This is a genomic window from Deltaproteobacteria bacterium (assembly GCA_016213065.1).
GTDB lineage: Bacteria > UBA10199 > UBA10199 > SPLOWO2-01-44-7 > SPLOWO2-01-44-7 > JACRBV01.
Window position 1 is genome coordinate 1 of the sequence record JACRBV010000069.1, and the last position, 13,357, is coordinate 13,357.

Sequence of the window (13,357 nt, forward strand, 5' to 3'; positions counted from 1 at the left end):
AACCGCGGCCCCAAAACCCTCTCACACAACTTTTTCACCATCATACCATTTCATGATGCGGGGATAAATCTGGCTCCACGCGTAATCTGTTTCGATTTTTGATTTTCCTCTTTCGCCCGCTTCTTTGAGTTGTTGAGGTTCTGCCAAGAGCCGTTGCAATTGTCGGCATAAATCGCCGATGTTTCCATTTTGAAAAAAATATCCCGCAGGACCCGACGCTTCCTGATTTTGCCGAATGTCGCTTGCTAAAACGGGACAGGCGCAACTCATCGCCTCGAGCAGTGAAATGGAAAGTCCTTCCGATTGGGATGCCTGAATATAGAGCAGGGCGTTGGTCAGCAGTTCCTCTTTCAAGACACCAAAGACGGAACCCACAAAAAAAACACCGGGCGGAGCGGATTCTTTTAATTTTTGGAGATAGGCGTTGTCATGAAGAGGGGCGCCCGCAATCACAAGTGGGCAGGGCATTTTCGGGTTTGATGTTTTGAATGCCTCCAAAAGAATTTCCACGCCTTTACCTTTTTCGATCCGCCCAAGAAAGAGCAGATAATTTTTGGGTTTCAGACCAAGGGTGGCCAGTTTGCCTGTGGTGGTGCAATGCTTTACAGCCATACTTGGTGGAATTGTAGACACCGTTTTTTTATATTGGGACTCCAATTCTTTTTGAAGGGTTTGGGAAACGGCGCTCATAGCATTCACAGACTTTACGCCAACCCATTCTCCGAGAAAATAAAAAAAGCGATTTATCCGTGAAAGATGGATTGCACGCCCTTCTATTGAATGGATGGTGAGGAACGTTTTTTTTCGGAACAATCTTGGAATCCACGCGAAAAGCGCAGATCCGCCGTGATAATGAACAATGGCATCTTTGTGACAAAGTGAAGAAAGGCTTGCGAGCAGGCCATAACAAAACGTGTCGAGGTGATGTTTCTTTGGCGCCCAAACTGTTTTGACAGTAATGCCGGGCGGCAGAGGAAAAGAAGCATCGTGCCGGTGACAGTAAATGATTACCTTGTGACCCTCGACCGCCAAATGCTGTGACAGCTCACGAACATAGGCATCCAATCCCGCTTTGGAACGAGGGTAAAGCTCTCTTGGACCGATCATTATAATGTGCATAGAGTGTATTTCATAAATGGATGTCATCCTGAACACATTCGCTTCACTCAGTGTAAACTCCGTGAAGGATCTACTTGATAAGCGATTGGATTCTTCGCTTCGCTCAGAATGACAACCTTCATAATCGATTTATGAGGTATGCTCTAGTAAATTCAGAGAACATCCAGACCCATATGGGCCTTGAATTTATTTTTGAGAACCCACCAAACGATGGAAATAAAATGGCGCCTGAAATGCGGAGCAACGGTACAGGTCATCCAGCATTTGACAGGACAGTTTTTTACAATATTTCGTACAGCATTCGCTCTTTCCGATCTCCAGATGTTTTCGAAGCCGTCCTCACTTGCGTTGCCTATCTTTTCATTCAAGACAGGGCAGGGATAAATCTCGCCGCGGGCGCTGGAAAAGAAAAAATCCTCTCCTGCAGAGCAATTTTTTAAAACACGTTTGCCCATTCCGTAATCATAGACCCCCTTGTCATAATAGGCGCGAAACCAGCGTTTGGGGTGAATGGCTTTAAGTTCGTCTGAAACCAGTTCGTCAAACTGGATTTGGAGTTCCTGAGGATCCAGATCAAAAACATTATTTTTTGTTTTGAAATAAAATTCGGAATTTTGGGCAACCGTTAGCGTGAATTCGACATCAAGGTGCCGTGACAGACGATAAACTTTTGCAACATCGTTCAAGTTGGTGGGAGAGATTGTAAAACTCAAACCCAAATCCCTGACACCCAGATTTTTCAATCCCCAAAGAGTGGTCATACATTTTTCAAAACCGCAGGGGACGCCGCGTATCCGGTCATGCGTGTCTTCATATCCATCTACCGACAGGCGTAGTCCCACGCGTTTGCTTATCCCTAAAATCTCCTCCGTTTTTTCAAGGATTTTTTTTGTGTTGAATCCGTTGCTGGAGATGAGGATGCGGGGATGATGGCATCGCTTGTCAATAATATGGATCACCTCTGCCAAATCTTGTCGCATAAAAGGCTCTCCACCCGTGATATTGATGGAACGCAGTGATTCCGGGAGTGTCTTGAAATAGGAAAGGTCCGTTTCGTCTCTGCGGTGTTCTTGCCAGATATTGCACATGACACATTTGGCGTCACAGCGATCCAGCACGGCAACAATGGCGAAGCGTGGTTTCATTTTATGTGTTTTACTCTGCGTGCCGTGCAGGTAATGCCCGCCAATAGCCAAAAGTAAAACGAAATTTGTCTTAGGGTAAAATTCGAATAACCAATGTTGGAAATTAGCAGGGCCATTGTATATCCCAAAACACCCAGCGTGATGCCGTCAAGAAAGGGGTCTTCATCGGACAGTTTGCCAGTCAGCAAAAACCAGAACACGGTGACGAAAATGGAATAAAAACAGACAAATCCGATGATGCCATATTGTCCCAATATGGCCAAAAAGCCGATGTCCGCCGTTCCGGTGTGCACCATCGGCATGATATCCGCCGGAATCTCTAATTTTTTATAACCTTCAAAATAGCGAAGGAAATAACCGAATGAAGAACCGATGCCGCCGGGACCCACTCCAAAAAAAGAATAGGAACTCGAAAGAAGTTTGGGAGTGATATGTGAGAGAGAATACAGACGGTCCGCCTGTCCATAGGTTTTGCGATATTCCGGGGAAAATGGCGACACAATGCGCTGGGCAAGATTGACTTTTTTGGCACTCCATTCGGTGCCCCCCTTCAGTTGCGTGAGATAATAGGAAAAAAATCCGATGGTGATCAAAACGGCAAGAATCACTTTGAACTCCCTGCGAATGAATCCTATCACCGTGATCCCGACCATGGCGGCATAAATACTCTGACGGGAATATGTTTTCATAAGAGGAATGGCAATCAGTAGCAAAAGGCCCAGCAGTTTGAGTCTTCTGTCCTTGTCCGGGCAGACAAAATAAAGTCCGGCCAAAAGGCACAAACCGCACGCTAGAAAAAGTCCGTAGGTGTTGGGATTTATCATGGTTCCAAAAAGGGGAACGCCAAGGGCATATTCTTGTCTGGAACCCGTAATCGGCACACCTTCCAGCATGACCTGATTTCCCGTCGCCAGAAAAAGATTGAGTGAGGAACCCGGGCCCGCCACCACTTGAAAATAGCCGATCACAGCCTGAATGAGAATCAACACAATAACCATCCGGGCCAAATTTTTTAGATCGTCCCGCGTCCATTCCGCTTCGGCTGTCAGAATGATGGCGTAAAAAAGGACAACATAACGCAACAATTGCCGCAGAGAAACAAAGGCGATGATTGCCGGCGTTTGATTCAGCAGAATGGAAATAATGGCGCTTACTAAAAACAAGAAGATTGGAATGTGTATTTTGTTGTATTCCAAAGAACTCAGGTTGTACTTACGAATGGCTAATTTGGCGAAGGTTCCGAAGAAAAGTGCCAGAATCAGGATGTCCCCCAGATATTTCATGAGGACAAGAAACTGCTGGGGACAATGAAGCAAAAAAGTTTCTTCAAAGGAAAAATACAGTGCGTAAAGAAAAATCGCTTCACGGCTTTTGAAGAAGAAAAGAATGAAAGCGGCTAAACCAGCCAGAATCCATGCCACAGCGGGCAGAATGTTAACGGCAAGAAAGGCGGCCAACAAAATCAGCACAACAACCAGATGTTTATTGACATTTTCAAACATGCTTTACGTCCTTATAAACTTCAATAAGGCGGCCTGCAATTTTTTGAAATCCGCAATGTTCTACCGCGAATTTTCTGGCCTGCTCTCCCATTTGTCGCCGTTTTTGCGGATTTTGCAAAAGACATATTATTTTTTCCGCCATGGCTTCTGCACTATCCACCAAATAACCTGTTTTGTCATTTTCAATCACAGTTTTTAATCCTCTCTTGAAACAGGAAATCACGGGTTTGCCGCACGCCATACTCTCCAGTGCGGTGTAAGGCAAAATTCCCCCCACGGTTGTAATGAGCGTCATGATACTTCCGTTATAAATTTGTTTCATTTGCTCGTGCGAAAAAAATTGTGTTCTTATTTCCACAGAAGTGTGCAGATTTTTTTCCTTCACCTCTTTTTGAAAATGCTCCGCTTCAGGACCATTTCCCACGATTACTAAACGAACATCCGGTTTTGCCGTTTTGATTTGCAACAGCACCTTCAACAGAAACGAAAGTCCGCGGTCTTCTGCCAAACGCGAAACGACCAGAAGATATTCTTCGGGTGTCGCTTCCGGTTTAAAAAGATCCGTGTTGACGGGAGTTGGAATGACGGGTCCTGTTTTTGTCCATCCTCGTTCTTCCAAAAATTGCCGGCTGGCTTCGCTTCGGGGGATGACAGTCACCTTTTTTTTGCGAAGCATTCTCTCCACCGTTTGCTGATAGAGTTTTTGTGCCATGCGGGGGAGACGCCTTGCAAAATACTGGTCCATTTCTTCCCAGACGAAAACAGGAGGACCGGCAAGGGCGCACATCAGCGTGCTTGGTTGAAATAATTCAGAAGTTTGGATGCAATCAAATTTTTGTTTTTTGATTTCCGTCAGCAAAGACGGGAGCAAAGGAATATAAGCCGGCGGAAATAAAAATTTTGCTCGCGTTGAGAGATAGCAGATTTTTAGATTGTTTCCGGGAGCAATTCGTTGTGTGGGTGTGTAGCAATCCGAGATAAACAGGGAGACATCATGGCCCAAGGCGGCCATGGCAAGGGCTAGCTGGACGCAATTGACTTCGCTGTCGGTTGCAAGCGGGGTGCTTGGCTTTCTGCCGAAGAGAGACCAAAACTTCTCGGGTCGGTCCACCGTTTGAATAATGGGATTAATAAACGCAATGCGCATTATATTTCCTTGTGTCCGACGATAAACAGGGAGCCGCCGACGTTCGAGGGAATCCGGAATTCCCAGTCGACAAGAGAATCGCCTATTTTTCGCACGGTTTTTCCAAACGGTCCGTTGAGGCCGCCGAGGAAAAAATAATCAACCAAGTCAAACGGGGCATAAATCCAGCGCATACAGGCGGCAATCAACATTCCCCTCGTAAAACAGCGGTCGATGACAAAACCGCTTTCGTCAAGCTTCTGATGCAAATCTTTTTTTTTATAACGGCGGTGGGGGGCGCGTTTAGTGACAAGCGGCACCAGCCAATGTTCCAAGTCAATCCAGTTATAAACAAAATGATGCTTCGGCACACTCAGGATCAATCTGCCCTGATTTTTCAGCACGCGGTGTATTTCAAGCAGGACTTTTTTATCGTCTGAAACATGTTCCAGTGTTTCCAGCATCAAAACTGCGTCGCAGACTGCATCCGGAAGAGGAATTTGATCCAGCGTGGCGTTAATAAATTTCTGTTGCTGTTTTGTTTTTTGGAGGTTTGAAAAATTGCGATCGATTCCAAAGGCCGGTATGAATTGTTCCAGTGTTCCAAAACCGCATCCCGCATCCAAAATCACCTTGTCCTTTGCCGAGCCAAGTAGCTCAAGGCCAATGCGATACCGCTCCACCGGTTTTGCCTCTCTCATTGCCATTTTTTCAGTCGTGTAATAGGCAAAAGATTCATAAATGTTGCAACGCAGACATCACATCCTTCGCCGTTTTAACAATATATTTGATGTTCTTCTGACTGCGGTCGTTTTTGTGTTTGCACATTTGCTACGTGAATATCTGGCACAAGTCAATTTCTCGGTGGATTTGGGTCCCATCCTTCCTTTTAAACAGTACGCTCCTTTGATGGTGATCGCGTGTTTTTTGTGGCCCGTGACACTCAATTATTACGGTCTTTATGATCCAACGCCTCTTCGCAAAGCTGTTATTAACATCGGAATTATTTTTCGGAGCACTTTTGTTTCGACGGCGTTTCTCATCACGGTCATTTTTTTATTCCAAATTGAAACGATAAGCCGTCTCTTCCTGATCGGATTTGGTTGTCTGAATGCCGCCGCATTTGTGATCAAGGATTTGGTGCGCCGCCAATACGGGCTTTATCGGCGTCACAAAGGCAAAGACATTCGTCCTGTTTTGGTGGTGGGATCCGCAGGCGGTGCTTCACGGATTCTCCATAAAATCAGCGAGGAAAGTTATCTGGGGTTGAAACCCGTGGGCGTCATTTTGTCGTCTTCGATGTCTGATGCGCCATCTGAAATAGACAAAAGAGAGCAGAGCGAGCGTGAGGGGGAGGCTCCAATGGCTTTGCCATTGGAGGGGGCGACGCGAGCCCATATAAAAGAAGTCCCCATTGTGGGGACGCTGGAAAATTGGCGGGAGGTTTTGCACGCGCATCCGGTGGCCAGCGTTATTTTTACCGATTATCACTCCGGTTCTTCGGAGTTGGAGAGAGCGATGACGATTTGCGAGGAGGAAGGGGTCGAGTTTTGGCTCCTCGCTGATTTTTTACGCTGGAACCTTCCACAAATGGAGGTGGATTATTTTGCCCACATGCCCATTTTTGTTTTCAGAACAAGTCCTGTGTTGAATTGGTCTTATGTGTTGAAAATGTTTTTGGACCGTTTGTTTGCCGTTTTTGGTTTGATTGTTTTATCACCCCTTTTTATTTTAATCGCCCTGTCTATTTGGATTGTTTTGGGACGACCCGTTTTATACAAACAGAAAAGGGTGGGGAGATTTGGACAATCGTTTTATCTCTTCAAATTTCGTTCTCTTAAAGTTGCCGGAGCTTCACCTACAAGGTTGGGGCGCTGGTTGCGCTACAGTGGATTGGACGAACTTCCGCAACTGTTCAATATATTGCTGGGCGAGATGAGTTTTGTGGGGCCAAGACCGCATATTCCGGAAGAAGTGAGTCAGTACAAAGAAGCATGGCAACGCCGGCGTTTCAGCATGAGGCCGGGACTAACTTGTTACCGCCAAGTACTTAGACCCGGCAAAGTATCTTTCGATGAAGTGATGGCGCTAGATCTGAAATACATTGATCAATGGTCCCTCTGGGTCGATCTTTTCCTACTGTTCAAAACAGGCATCCTTTTTCTGCGCCGGATTTTTAACCGTCTTTGATGTGTTTTACAAACAACTTGCGCAAAATTTTATGATTCGTTAGGCTCACTTCCATGTACGAAACTCACTGGCATTTTGACGGCAAACCCTTTGAGAACACCCCCGATCCCAGATTTCTTTATTTTTCCGCGAAATATGAAGAAGCGCTGATGCGTTTGTTGTACGTCGCCAGAGAACACAAACAGGGAGCCATTCTTACGGGAGAATATGGGAGCGGCAAAACACTTTTGTCTATGGCCCTTCTGAAGGATTTGCAAAATAATGAAATGCTTCAAACCGTGTTGATTGTGAATCCAAGACTCTCCAACAAAGAACTGTTGAGAGAAGTGCTGTTTCAGATGGGTAAAAAAGAAGCTCTGTCTATTCAGGAAGAGCCGGACCTTCGGCGTTTGGTGGAAGAACAATTGCGGCAGAATCTTCAGATACAAAAGAGAACGGTGCTGGTCATTGATGAAGCACAAATTTTGGATGAAAAGCAGTTGGAGGAATTCCGTCTTCTGTTTAATTTCAAAACTCAGACGGAATTTTTGTTAACACTCATTTTAATCGGACAAAGCGAACTCAAAAAGAAAATACAAAATGTGGAGCCTCTGCAACAACGCCTTTCCTTGCGATTCCATCTGGAACCGCTGAGCTTGAAGGAACTCAAAGGTTATGTTAATCACCGCCTAAATGTTGTCGGAAGAACGGAGCCGTTGTTTTCGCCAATGGCAATGCGGCTCATTCATGAGGGATCCAAGGGAATTCCACGTCAGGTGAATAATATCTGCGATTTTGCATTGTTGATAGGTTTTGCCCGAAAAAAATCCCAAGTAGGTGCTAAAATAGTTAAGGATTGTCTGAAGGATTTGGAGTTGAAAGTTCCTGAAAGGAGATAAGAAATGGTGCGGATAGCGGATATTTTTAAAAATGTGAAGGATGCGAGCCCGTCTTTAAAGAAAGAGGACAGTGTGGAGCCGGTGCCCGTGCGGACCGAAAAGCCCGCCATTGTTTCGAATGCCGATACACCCAAGGAAAATTTAAGAAAACCGCTGATGCCCCTGATCTCCGAGGCCATCAAGAGTACGCAAGTTAACAAATCGGGAATAGCTACGGGCGTGTATCAGGAAGCTTTGCGATTATCCCAGACAATTTTTGAGAAGGCCAAAACCGGCGACATGATCACCGGCAAAGAGGTACAAAAAACCGTTGACGACATTACCAGTGAGTTGACTTATGACAATACGGAACTATTGAATTTGGCGTGCAATCAGGTTTTAAAGGAAGAAGTTTCCGAAACCGATTTTTTGGCCGCCAAAATGGTGAACAAAACCGTTTTGGCCATTGAGATCGGGATTGGAAAGAAGTGGAACCGGTCGCAACTTTTTCAGCTTGGGACCGCCGCTTTTTTTAGCGATTTGGGTATTGTCAAAGTGTTGGACATTGTAACGAAAAAAGAAATTTTGACGGCCCAAGATTGGGCGCGTCTTCGAGAAGTTCCGTACAAGACCGTTGAGATCCTGAAAAAAATTCCGGATTTAAGTCACGTTGTTTTGACGGTCGCCAAAGAATCACATGAGAGATCCGATGGCTCGGGTCCTCTGGGAATTCGGGACATAAAAGAGTTGGATGGTTTTTCCAGAATTGTTGCCGTTATTGATGCCTTTGAGGCCCTCACGCATGACCGTCCTCATCGTCCGAGAAAACTGCCGCATGAAGCCATGAAAATTATTTTGCATGATGGGGAAAAATTTGAGTCGGATGTTTTGCGCCTGCTCATTGACAGAATCGGCATTTATCCCATCGGCAGTTGGGTACAGCTCACAAACAAGGAATATGCCAAAATCACCGGAAGCAATCCGGGATGGCCTTTGCGCCCAAAAGTAAAAGTGATGTTCGATGCCTATGGATCTTTGATGAATGAGCCCCATTTTATTGATCTGGCCGTCACGCGTTCCATTCAGGTTTTGCAACCTGTTTCTGACAAAGATCTAAAAAAATTGATGGAAGAAAATCCTTACTAAGAGGCACATTTGGAAACCATGATAATTGGGAACCTCCGAAAACTGCCCAGATGCTAGGCGCCCGCAAATCCGCAACCGGAGCGTACATGAAGGTACGTGAGGATTGCGGGCTTGCGGGCAACAACGCAGATGGGCAGTTTTCGGAGGTTCCCCCATGAAAACGCCTGTTGTCTTAATGGAAGATCACCATCTGGCCTACACGGCGTGGAAAGAGCAATCTTTTAGAAACCGCATTCTTGTTCATCTGGATCCCCATATTGATTTCGGATGGATTGCTGATGAAGATCCGCAAAATCTTTTAAACTCTCCCACACGGCTTCATCTGGAAACAACTTTGAAAAAACGGACTCCATGGAATTTTTCCGGAACCTCCGTGGAAAGCAGAATTCACATCGGTAATTTTATTTATCCCGCCATCAAAGAAGGAATGGTGCGTGCGTTTTACTGGGTGGTGCCTGATGAAATGGCCAAAACCGCCAAAGATAGAAAAACCTTGATGCGGATTTTTTTGAATTTAAAACGCATCTTTCCTGAAAGAGTTGCAAATCTTTGCGTGGATAAAAAGGGAGTTCGCTGTCTTCTGGATGGCGTGCCCGCCTTTGCCTGTTCGCTGGAAAATCTTCCCCGTTTTTCGGAAACGGTTTTGCTGGATATTGACACCGACTTTTTTGTGATTCGCAAATGGTCCGAAAGTTATCCCTATTTCGATCCCGATGATTTGCAAATGTGGCTAACTCCCGCGGAGTTGGTTAACAGACTTCAGAATAAAGTGCCGCAAACCGATTTCATCACGATTTCCTATTCGATGAATGGGGGATTTACTCCGCCCGATTATAAATACCTTGGCGATGAATTGAAAAATTGTCTGCAAGGTGCTTCCCCTGAGAACAAGGTGGTTTGCCCTTGTCATATCGGAGAATATGGCAACACAGGAAAAGTTTACCAGTTTTTGAATCGCTGGGAAAAAAGCCGCGAGGTTTATGAGTCGGCGTTGAATAAAGATCCACAGGATTCTTATGCCTTGTGCGGACTTGGAAATTATTTTGCAAAACAGAAAAAGTGGTCTTTGGCGACCGAACATTACAAACAAGCGTTGGAAATAAAACCGGATCTGGAAGAGGCAAGCCGTAAATTGGAACTCATGTTGCGGTGCCAGCGACTTCATCTCCCAACACACAAAAATTTTGACAAACTGAGAGAGGAAACACGTCTGATTCGAAACGGACAAATCAGTGGCGAACGCATCGAGGAGGAAATCGTTTTACTCGACCGAAAAAAAAGAGAGGTCGTCAGGCTCAATTCCGTGGCGGCAGAAGTTTGGCAGGCAGTCAACGGCGAGCGAACAGTTGGAGAGATTGTCACTCATATCATAGATCTCTTCGAGGGAGATGCGGAGCAAATCAGAAAAGACGTCTTTCATTTTCTAAAAAAACTTTTGAAGCAAAAAGTTTTGCGCTATCCGGAGCAGAAATGATACCTGTCATTGATGGGCGAAAATTTTTTGGGACGACTCTTGGCAAACAGCGGTTCCCTTTAAATGGGCAGTGGGAGCTGACTTGCCGTTGCAATTTGCATTGCGTGATGTGTTACACGGATCCTTTCAATCAGCCCGCACGCATTCAGCAGGAACTCTCCACAACAGAAATTCTGCGCGTTCTGGGTGAAATCGCGAAAGAAGGTTGTCTGAATCTGGTGTTAACAGGCGGCGAGCCACTGGCGCGTCCCGATTTTTTTGAAATTTATGAAGCGGCTCACAGGAAGGGAATTTTTCTGACCGTTTTCACCAATGGCACATTGATTACCGAAAAAACAGCCGACCGCTTTGCCCAATTTCCGCCGGAACGCATTGAAATCAGTCTGCATGGCATGAGTCGTCCCATTTTTGAAAAGGTAACAACTGGCAAAGGTTCGTTTGACTATTGTCTCAAGGCTATTGATCTGCTTGTGAAAAGAAAAATTCCCCTGACGCTGAAGACAACGGCGATGACACTCAATGAGACGGAAATTCTCGCAGTCAAAAAATATGCGGATCACCTGAAAATGACAGGGGATGTGCGTTTCCGTTTGTCCGAAAAAATGCGGCTACGTTTGGTCGGTTTTGACTCCGCAAACTCTTCGAGTTTGCTTCGCGGTCTGGCAAAGCCAGACTTTGACATTATTGACGACGTCTCCCAATTTCAAGTTTCGGAGGATTCTCTAAGAAAAATGGAATCTCAAGACGAAGAACTGACGCGTGCGCATCATGAAGAGCTGGAATCTTCGAAAACTCCCTATACCTGTGCTTCGCAATTTCACTCGTTTCATATTGATGCCTACGGGCGCTTGCAAATGTGTTCAGAAAACCGACGCGCCAGTTATGATTTGCGGAAGGGAACTTTCCGTGAGGGATTTTATGAAGCCATGCCCCATTTCCCATGTGCCTTTAAGATTGCAGGAACCAAAGTGGTTTGATAATCCTTTTTTATGGGTTCCTCAATAGGCGTCATTCCATACAAAACCTTCAGCGGAAACTTGTTTAATCGATCTTTTGATTTGCAAAAACCTTTGCGCGGGCAGATCGAATTGACTTATCGTTGCAATCTTCACTGTGTTCACTGTTACACCGACTGCTTTAACAATCCCGCCGATATCAAAAAAGAGATGACGACAGACATGATTTTTCGCCTGATCGATGAAATCCATGATGCGGGTTGTTTATGGTTGTGTTTCACGGGCGGTGAAATTTTTATGCGGAAGGATTTTTTTGAAATTTATGGTTACGCAAAGAAAAAAGGATTTCTGATTACCCTTTTCACCAATATGACAGGGGTGGATGAAGCCATTGTGAACCGACTCGCAGAAAATCCTCCGTTCGTCATTGAAACCAGTTGCCATGGTGTGGGAGAAGCCTTTGACCGGATCACACAAGTTGCGGGTTCTTTTGAACGGTTCGACAACGCAATTCGTTTGTTTTTGCGCCACGGGTTGCAGGTTCGGGTGAAGACAAAAGCGATGACGCTTAATCGCGGAGTGCTCGGCAAAATAAAAACTTATATTGAAAGTCTTGGATTTAAATTTGGTGTGAGCACAGATATCCAACCCGATCTGAAAGGTTCCTATAAAACAATGACTTATAGCCTAACCCCAAAAGAGATTGTTGCACTGGAGATTCAGCAAGACGAACCCCCTTTTGTCATTCCCGCGAAGGCGGGAATCCAGTCTGATTCCTGCCTTCACAAAGACAATTTTCTGGATCCCAGCCTCCGCGGGGATGACATCGTGGAAGCCCCCCATATCTACCGCTGTGGGTGCGGGGCCAATTCTTTTTTGGTTGGGGCTCATGGAAAATTGGCCAGTTGTGTTTTTTCGCGGCAATTTGAAGAGAACCTTAGTTGTCAACCCTTTCAGCAGGCTCTTCAGAGAGTTTTTCTCAGGGTTCGCTCCGCCGTTTTCCTTGGGGACTCACCGTGTCGTGATTGCAAGATCACGCATCTTTGTGAAAAAAAACCCGGGATGATGCATTTCAACGCGCAAAATCCAGAAGAACCGGTAAAACATTTTTGTGAAACCGCCCATTTAAAAGCCGAAAAATTGGGCATAACAAGGGAGCTTCCATGACTCAGCAGAGCAAAAAAAAATACGTTCCTCCCAAGCTGGTGCGCGTCAAACTGGATGCCGAGCAGGCTATTTTGGGCGCTTGCTCTACGACAGCCGGGAGCAATCAGTCAAACGGTGGAAACAGGGGATGCCGGAGCGGTGGATCGCCATGTCGGAGATTTAACAGAACTGGGGATTCCGCGATAAGTTCGTAATTCGTTTCCGATATGCAACGTGAACTTCAAAATTCATGGCGGATGAAAGTGGCGGGCGTGCATTTTTCTCTGACTCCGAAAAACGGAAAAAGAGATACCACCGTAAGCCATTTCTACGACCAATTTTATGCGGGGGATGGTGCCTCCGACATTCATTTGCAGTTTCGCCTCGCCAATTTGCCCTCTCCTACCTCTTTTCCTTCCATCGAGAGAAAAGAAATACTTTTTGAGGTTCCGGGACACTGGCAATTGTTTCGTCAAAAGGACGGATCTCTGTTTTTCAAAGTCTTCAATTTGAAAAACGGGCGTTGTGATTTGATGGCGCTATTGGATTCCGGTTTGCTGGACGGAGAGGTGATTCTCAGACCAAAACGCCGCGGCGTTTGGTATCCCGCGGAGCTCATGCATCCGCTGGGTATTCTCCTGCTGACACATCATATTGCGCGAAGTGCTGAGGGAGGCGTTCTGTGTCACGGATCTG

The 13,357-nt window shown here is 45.8% G+C and carries 12 protein-coding genes; 7 read left to right on the plus strand and 5 right to left on the minus strand.

Annotation, left to right across the window (positions count from 1 at the left end):
* Positions 1 to 21 precede the first annotated feature (21 nt).
* The 5 genes from HY877_04085 to HY877_04105 form a co-directional block, all read right to left on the minus strand.
* The gene (locus tag HY877_04085; protein ID MBI5299456.1) at positions 22 to 1,119 is read right to left on the minus strand and encodes a glycosyltransferase family 4 protein; all 1,098 of its coding nucleotides are present in this window, start codon (positions 1,117 to 1,119) and stop codon (positions 22 to 24) included.
* Positions 1,120 to 1,271: 152 nt separating this feature from the next.
* Complete coding sequence (locus tag HY877_04090) at positions 1,272 to 2,264, minus strand: radical SAM protein (GenBank protein ID MBI5299457.1); 993 nt, start codon at positions 2,262 to 2,264, stop codon at positions 1,272 to 1,274.
* A complete protein-coding gene (locus HY877_04095) occupies positions 2,261 to 3,766 on the minus strand; it encodes a hypothetical protein (GenBank protein ID MBI5299458.1) in 1,506 nt (501 codons plus the stop codon). The genes HY877_04090 and HY877_04095 overlap by 4 nt, the downstream gene beginning before the upstream one ends.
* Positions 3,759 to 4,913: a glycosyltransferase family 4 protein gene (locus HY877_04100; protein MBI5299459.1), complete on the minus strand. Its 1,155-nt coding sequence runs from the start codon at positions 4,911 to 4,913 to the stop codon at positions 3,759 to 3,761. Before HY877_04100 ends, HY877_04095 begins: the two co-directional genes overlap by 8 nt.
* Positions 4,913 to 5,599, minus strand: coding sequence for a class I SAM-dependent methyltransferase (locus HY877_04105; GenBank protein ID MBI5299460.1), 687 nt, complete (start codon positions 5,597 to 5,599; stop codon positions 4,913 to 4,915). The genes HY877_04100 and HY877_04105 overlap by 1 nt, the downstream gene beginning before the upstream one ends.
* A gap of 34 nt (positions 5,600 to 5,633) precedes the next feature.
* Between HY877_04105 and HY877_04110 the strand changes: the two genes are divergently transcribed.
* The 7 genes from HY877_04110 to HY877_04140 form a co-directional block, all read left to right on the plus strand.
* On the plus strand, positions 5,634 to 7,082 hold the full coding sequence (locus HY877_04110) for a sugar transferase (protein MBI5299461.1): 1,449 nt from the start codon (positions 5,634 to 5,636) through the stop codon (positions 7,080 to 7,082).
* Between the two features lie 53 nt (positions 7,083 to 7,135).
* Positions 7,136 to 7,960: an AAA family ATPase gene (locus HY877_04115; GenBank protein MBI5299462.1), complete on the plus strand. Its 825-nt coding sequence runs from the start codon at positions 7,136 to 7,138 to the stop codon at positions 7,958 to 7,960.
* Between the two features lie 3 nt (positions 7,961 to 7,963).
* Positions 7,964 to 9,085: a hypothetical protein gene (locus HY877_04120; protein ID MBI5299463.1), complete on the plus strand. Its 1,122-nt coding sequence runs from the start codon at positions 7,964 to 7,966 to the stop codon at positions 9,083 to 9,085.
* A 154-nt stretch (positions 9,086 to 9,239) separates the two neighbouring features.
* On the plus strand, positions 9,240 to 10,559 hold the full coding sequence (locus tag HY877_04125; protein ID MBI5299464.1) for a UPF0489 family protein: 1,320 nt from the start codon (positions 9,240 to 9,242) through the stop codon (positions 10,557 to 10,559).
* Positions 10,556 to 11,536, plus strand: a complete 981-nt coding sequence (locus tag HY877_04130) for a radical SAM protein (GenBank protein ID MBI5299465.1) — start codon at positions 10,556 to 10,558, stop codon at positions 11,534 to 11,536. The genes HY877_04125 and HY877_04130 overlap by 4 nt, the downstream gene beginning before the upstream one ends.
* Before the next feature lie 12 nt (positions 11,537 to 11,548).
* Positions 11,549 to 12,682, plus strand: a complete 1,134-nt coding sequence (locus HY877_04135; GenBank protein ID MBI5299466.1) for a radical SAM protein — start codon at positions 11,549 to 11,551, stop codon at positions 12,680 to 12,682.
* A gap of 206 nt (positions 12,683 to 12,888) precedes the next feature.
* Positions 12,889 to 13,357: hypothetical protein (locus HY877_04140; protein MBI5299467.1), on the plus strand; the 469-nt coding region annotated here is incomplete at its 3' end.

Coding starts and splice junctions, on each gene's coding strand:
- HY877_04085 (MBI5299456.1), bottom strand. CDS start 1,119: ATGCACATTATAATGATCGGTCCAAGAGAGCTTTACCCTCGTTCCAAA.
- HY877_04090 (MBI5299457.1), bottom strand. CDS start 2,264: ATGAAACCACGCTTCGCCATTGTTGCCGTGCTGGATCGCTGTGACGCC.
- HY877_04095 (MBI5299458.1), bottom strand. CDS start 3,766: ATGTTTGAAAATGTCAATAAACATCTGGTTGTTGTGCTGATTTTGTTG.
- HY877_04100 (MBI5299459.1), bottom strand. CDS start 4,913: ATGCGCATTGCGTTTATTAATCCCATTATTCAAACGGTGGACCGACCC.
- HY877_04105 (MBI5299460.1), bottom strand. CDS start 5,599: ATGGCAATGAGAGAGGCAAAACCGGTGGAGCGGTATCGCATTGGCCTT.
- HY877_04110 (MBI5299461.1), top strand. CDS start 5,634: ATGTTGCAACGCAGACATCACATCCTTCGCCGTTTTAACAATATATTT.
- HY877_04115 (MBI5299462.1), top strand. CDS start 7,136: ATGTACGAAACTCACTGGCATTTTGACGGCAAACCCTTTGAGAACACC.
- HY877_04120 (MBI5299463.1), top strand. CDS start 7,964: ATGGTGCGGATAGCGGATATTTTTAAAAATGTGAAGGATGCGAGCCCG.
- HY877_04125 (MBI5299464.1), top strand. CDS start 9,240: ATGAAAACGCCTGTTGTCTTAATGGAAGATCACCATCTGGCCTACACG.
- HY877_04130 (MBI5299465.1), top strand. CDS start 10,556: ATGATACCTGTCATTGATGGGCGAAAATTTTTTGGGACGACTCTTGGC.
- HY877_04135 (MBI5299466.1), top strand. CDS start 11,549: ATGGGTTCCTCAATAGGCGTCATTCCATACAAAACCTTCAGCGGAAAC.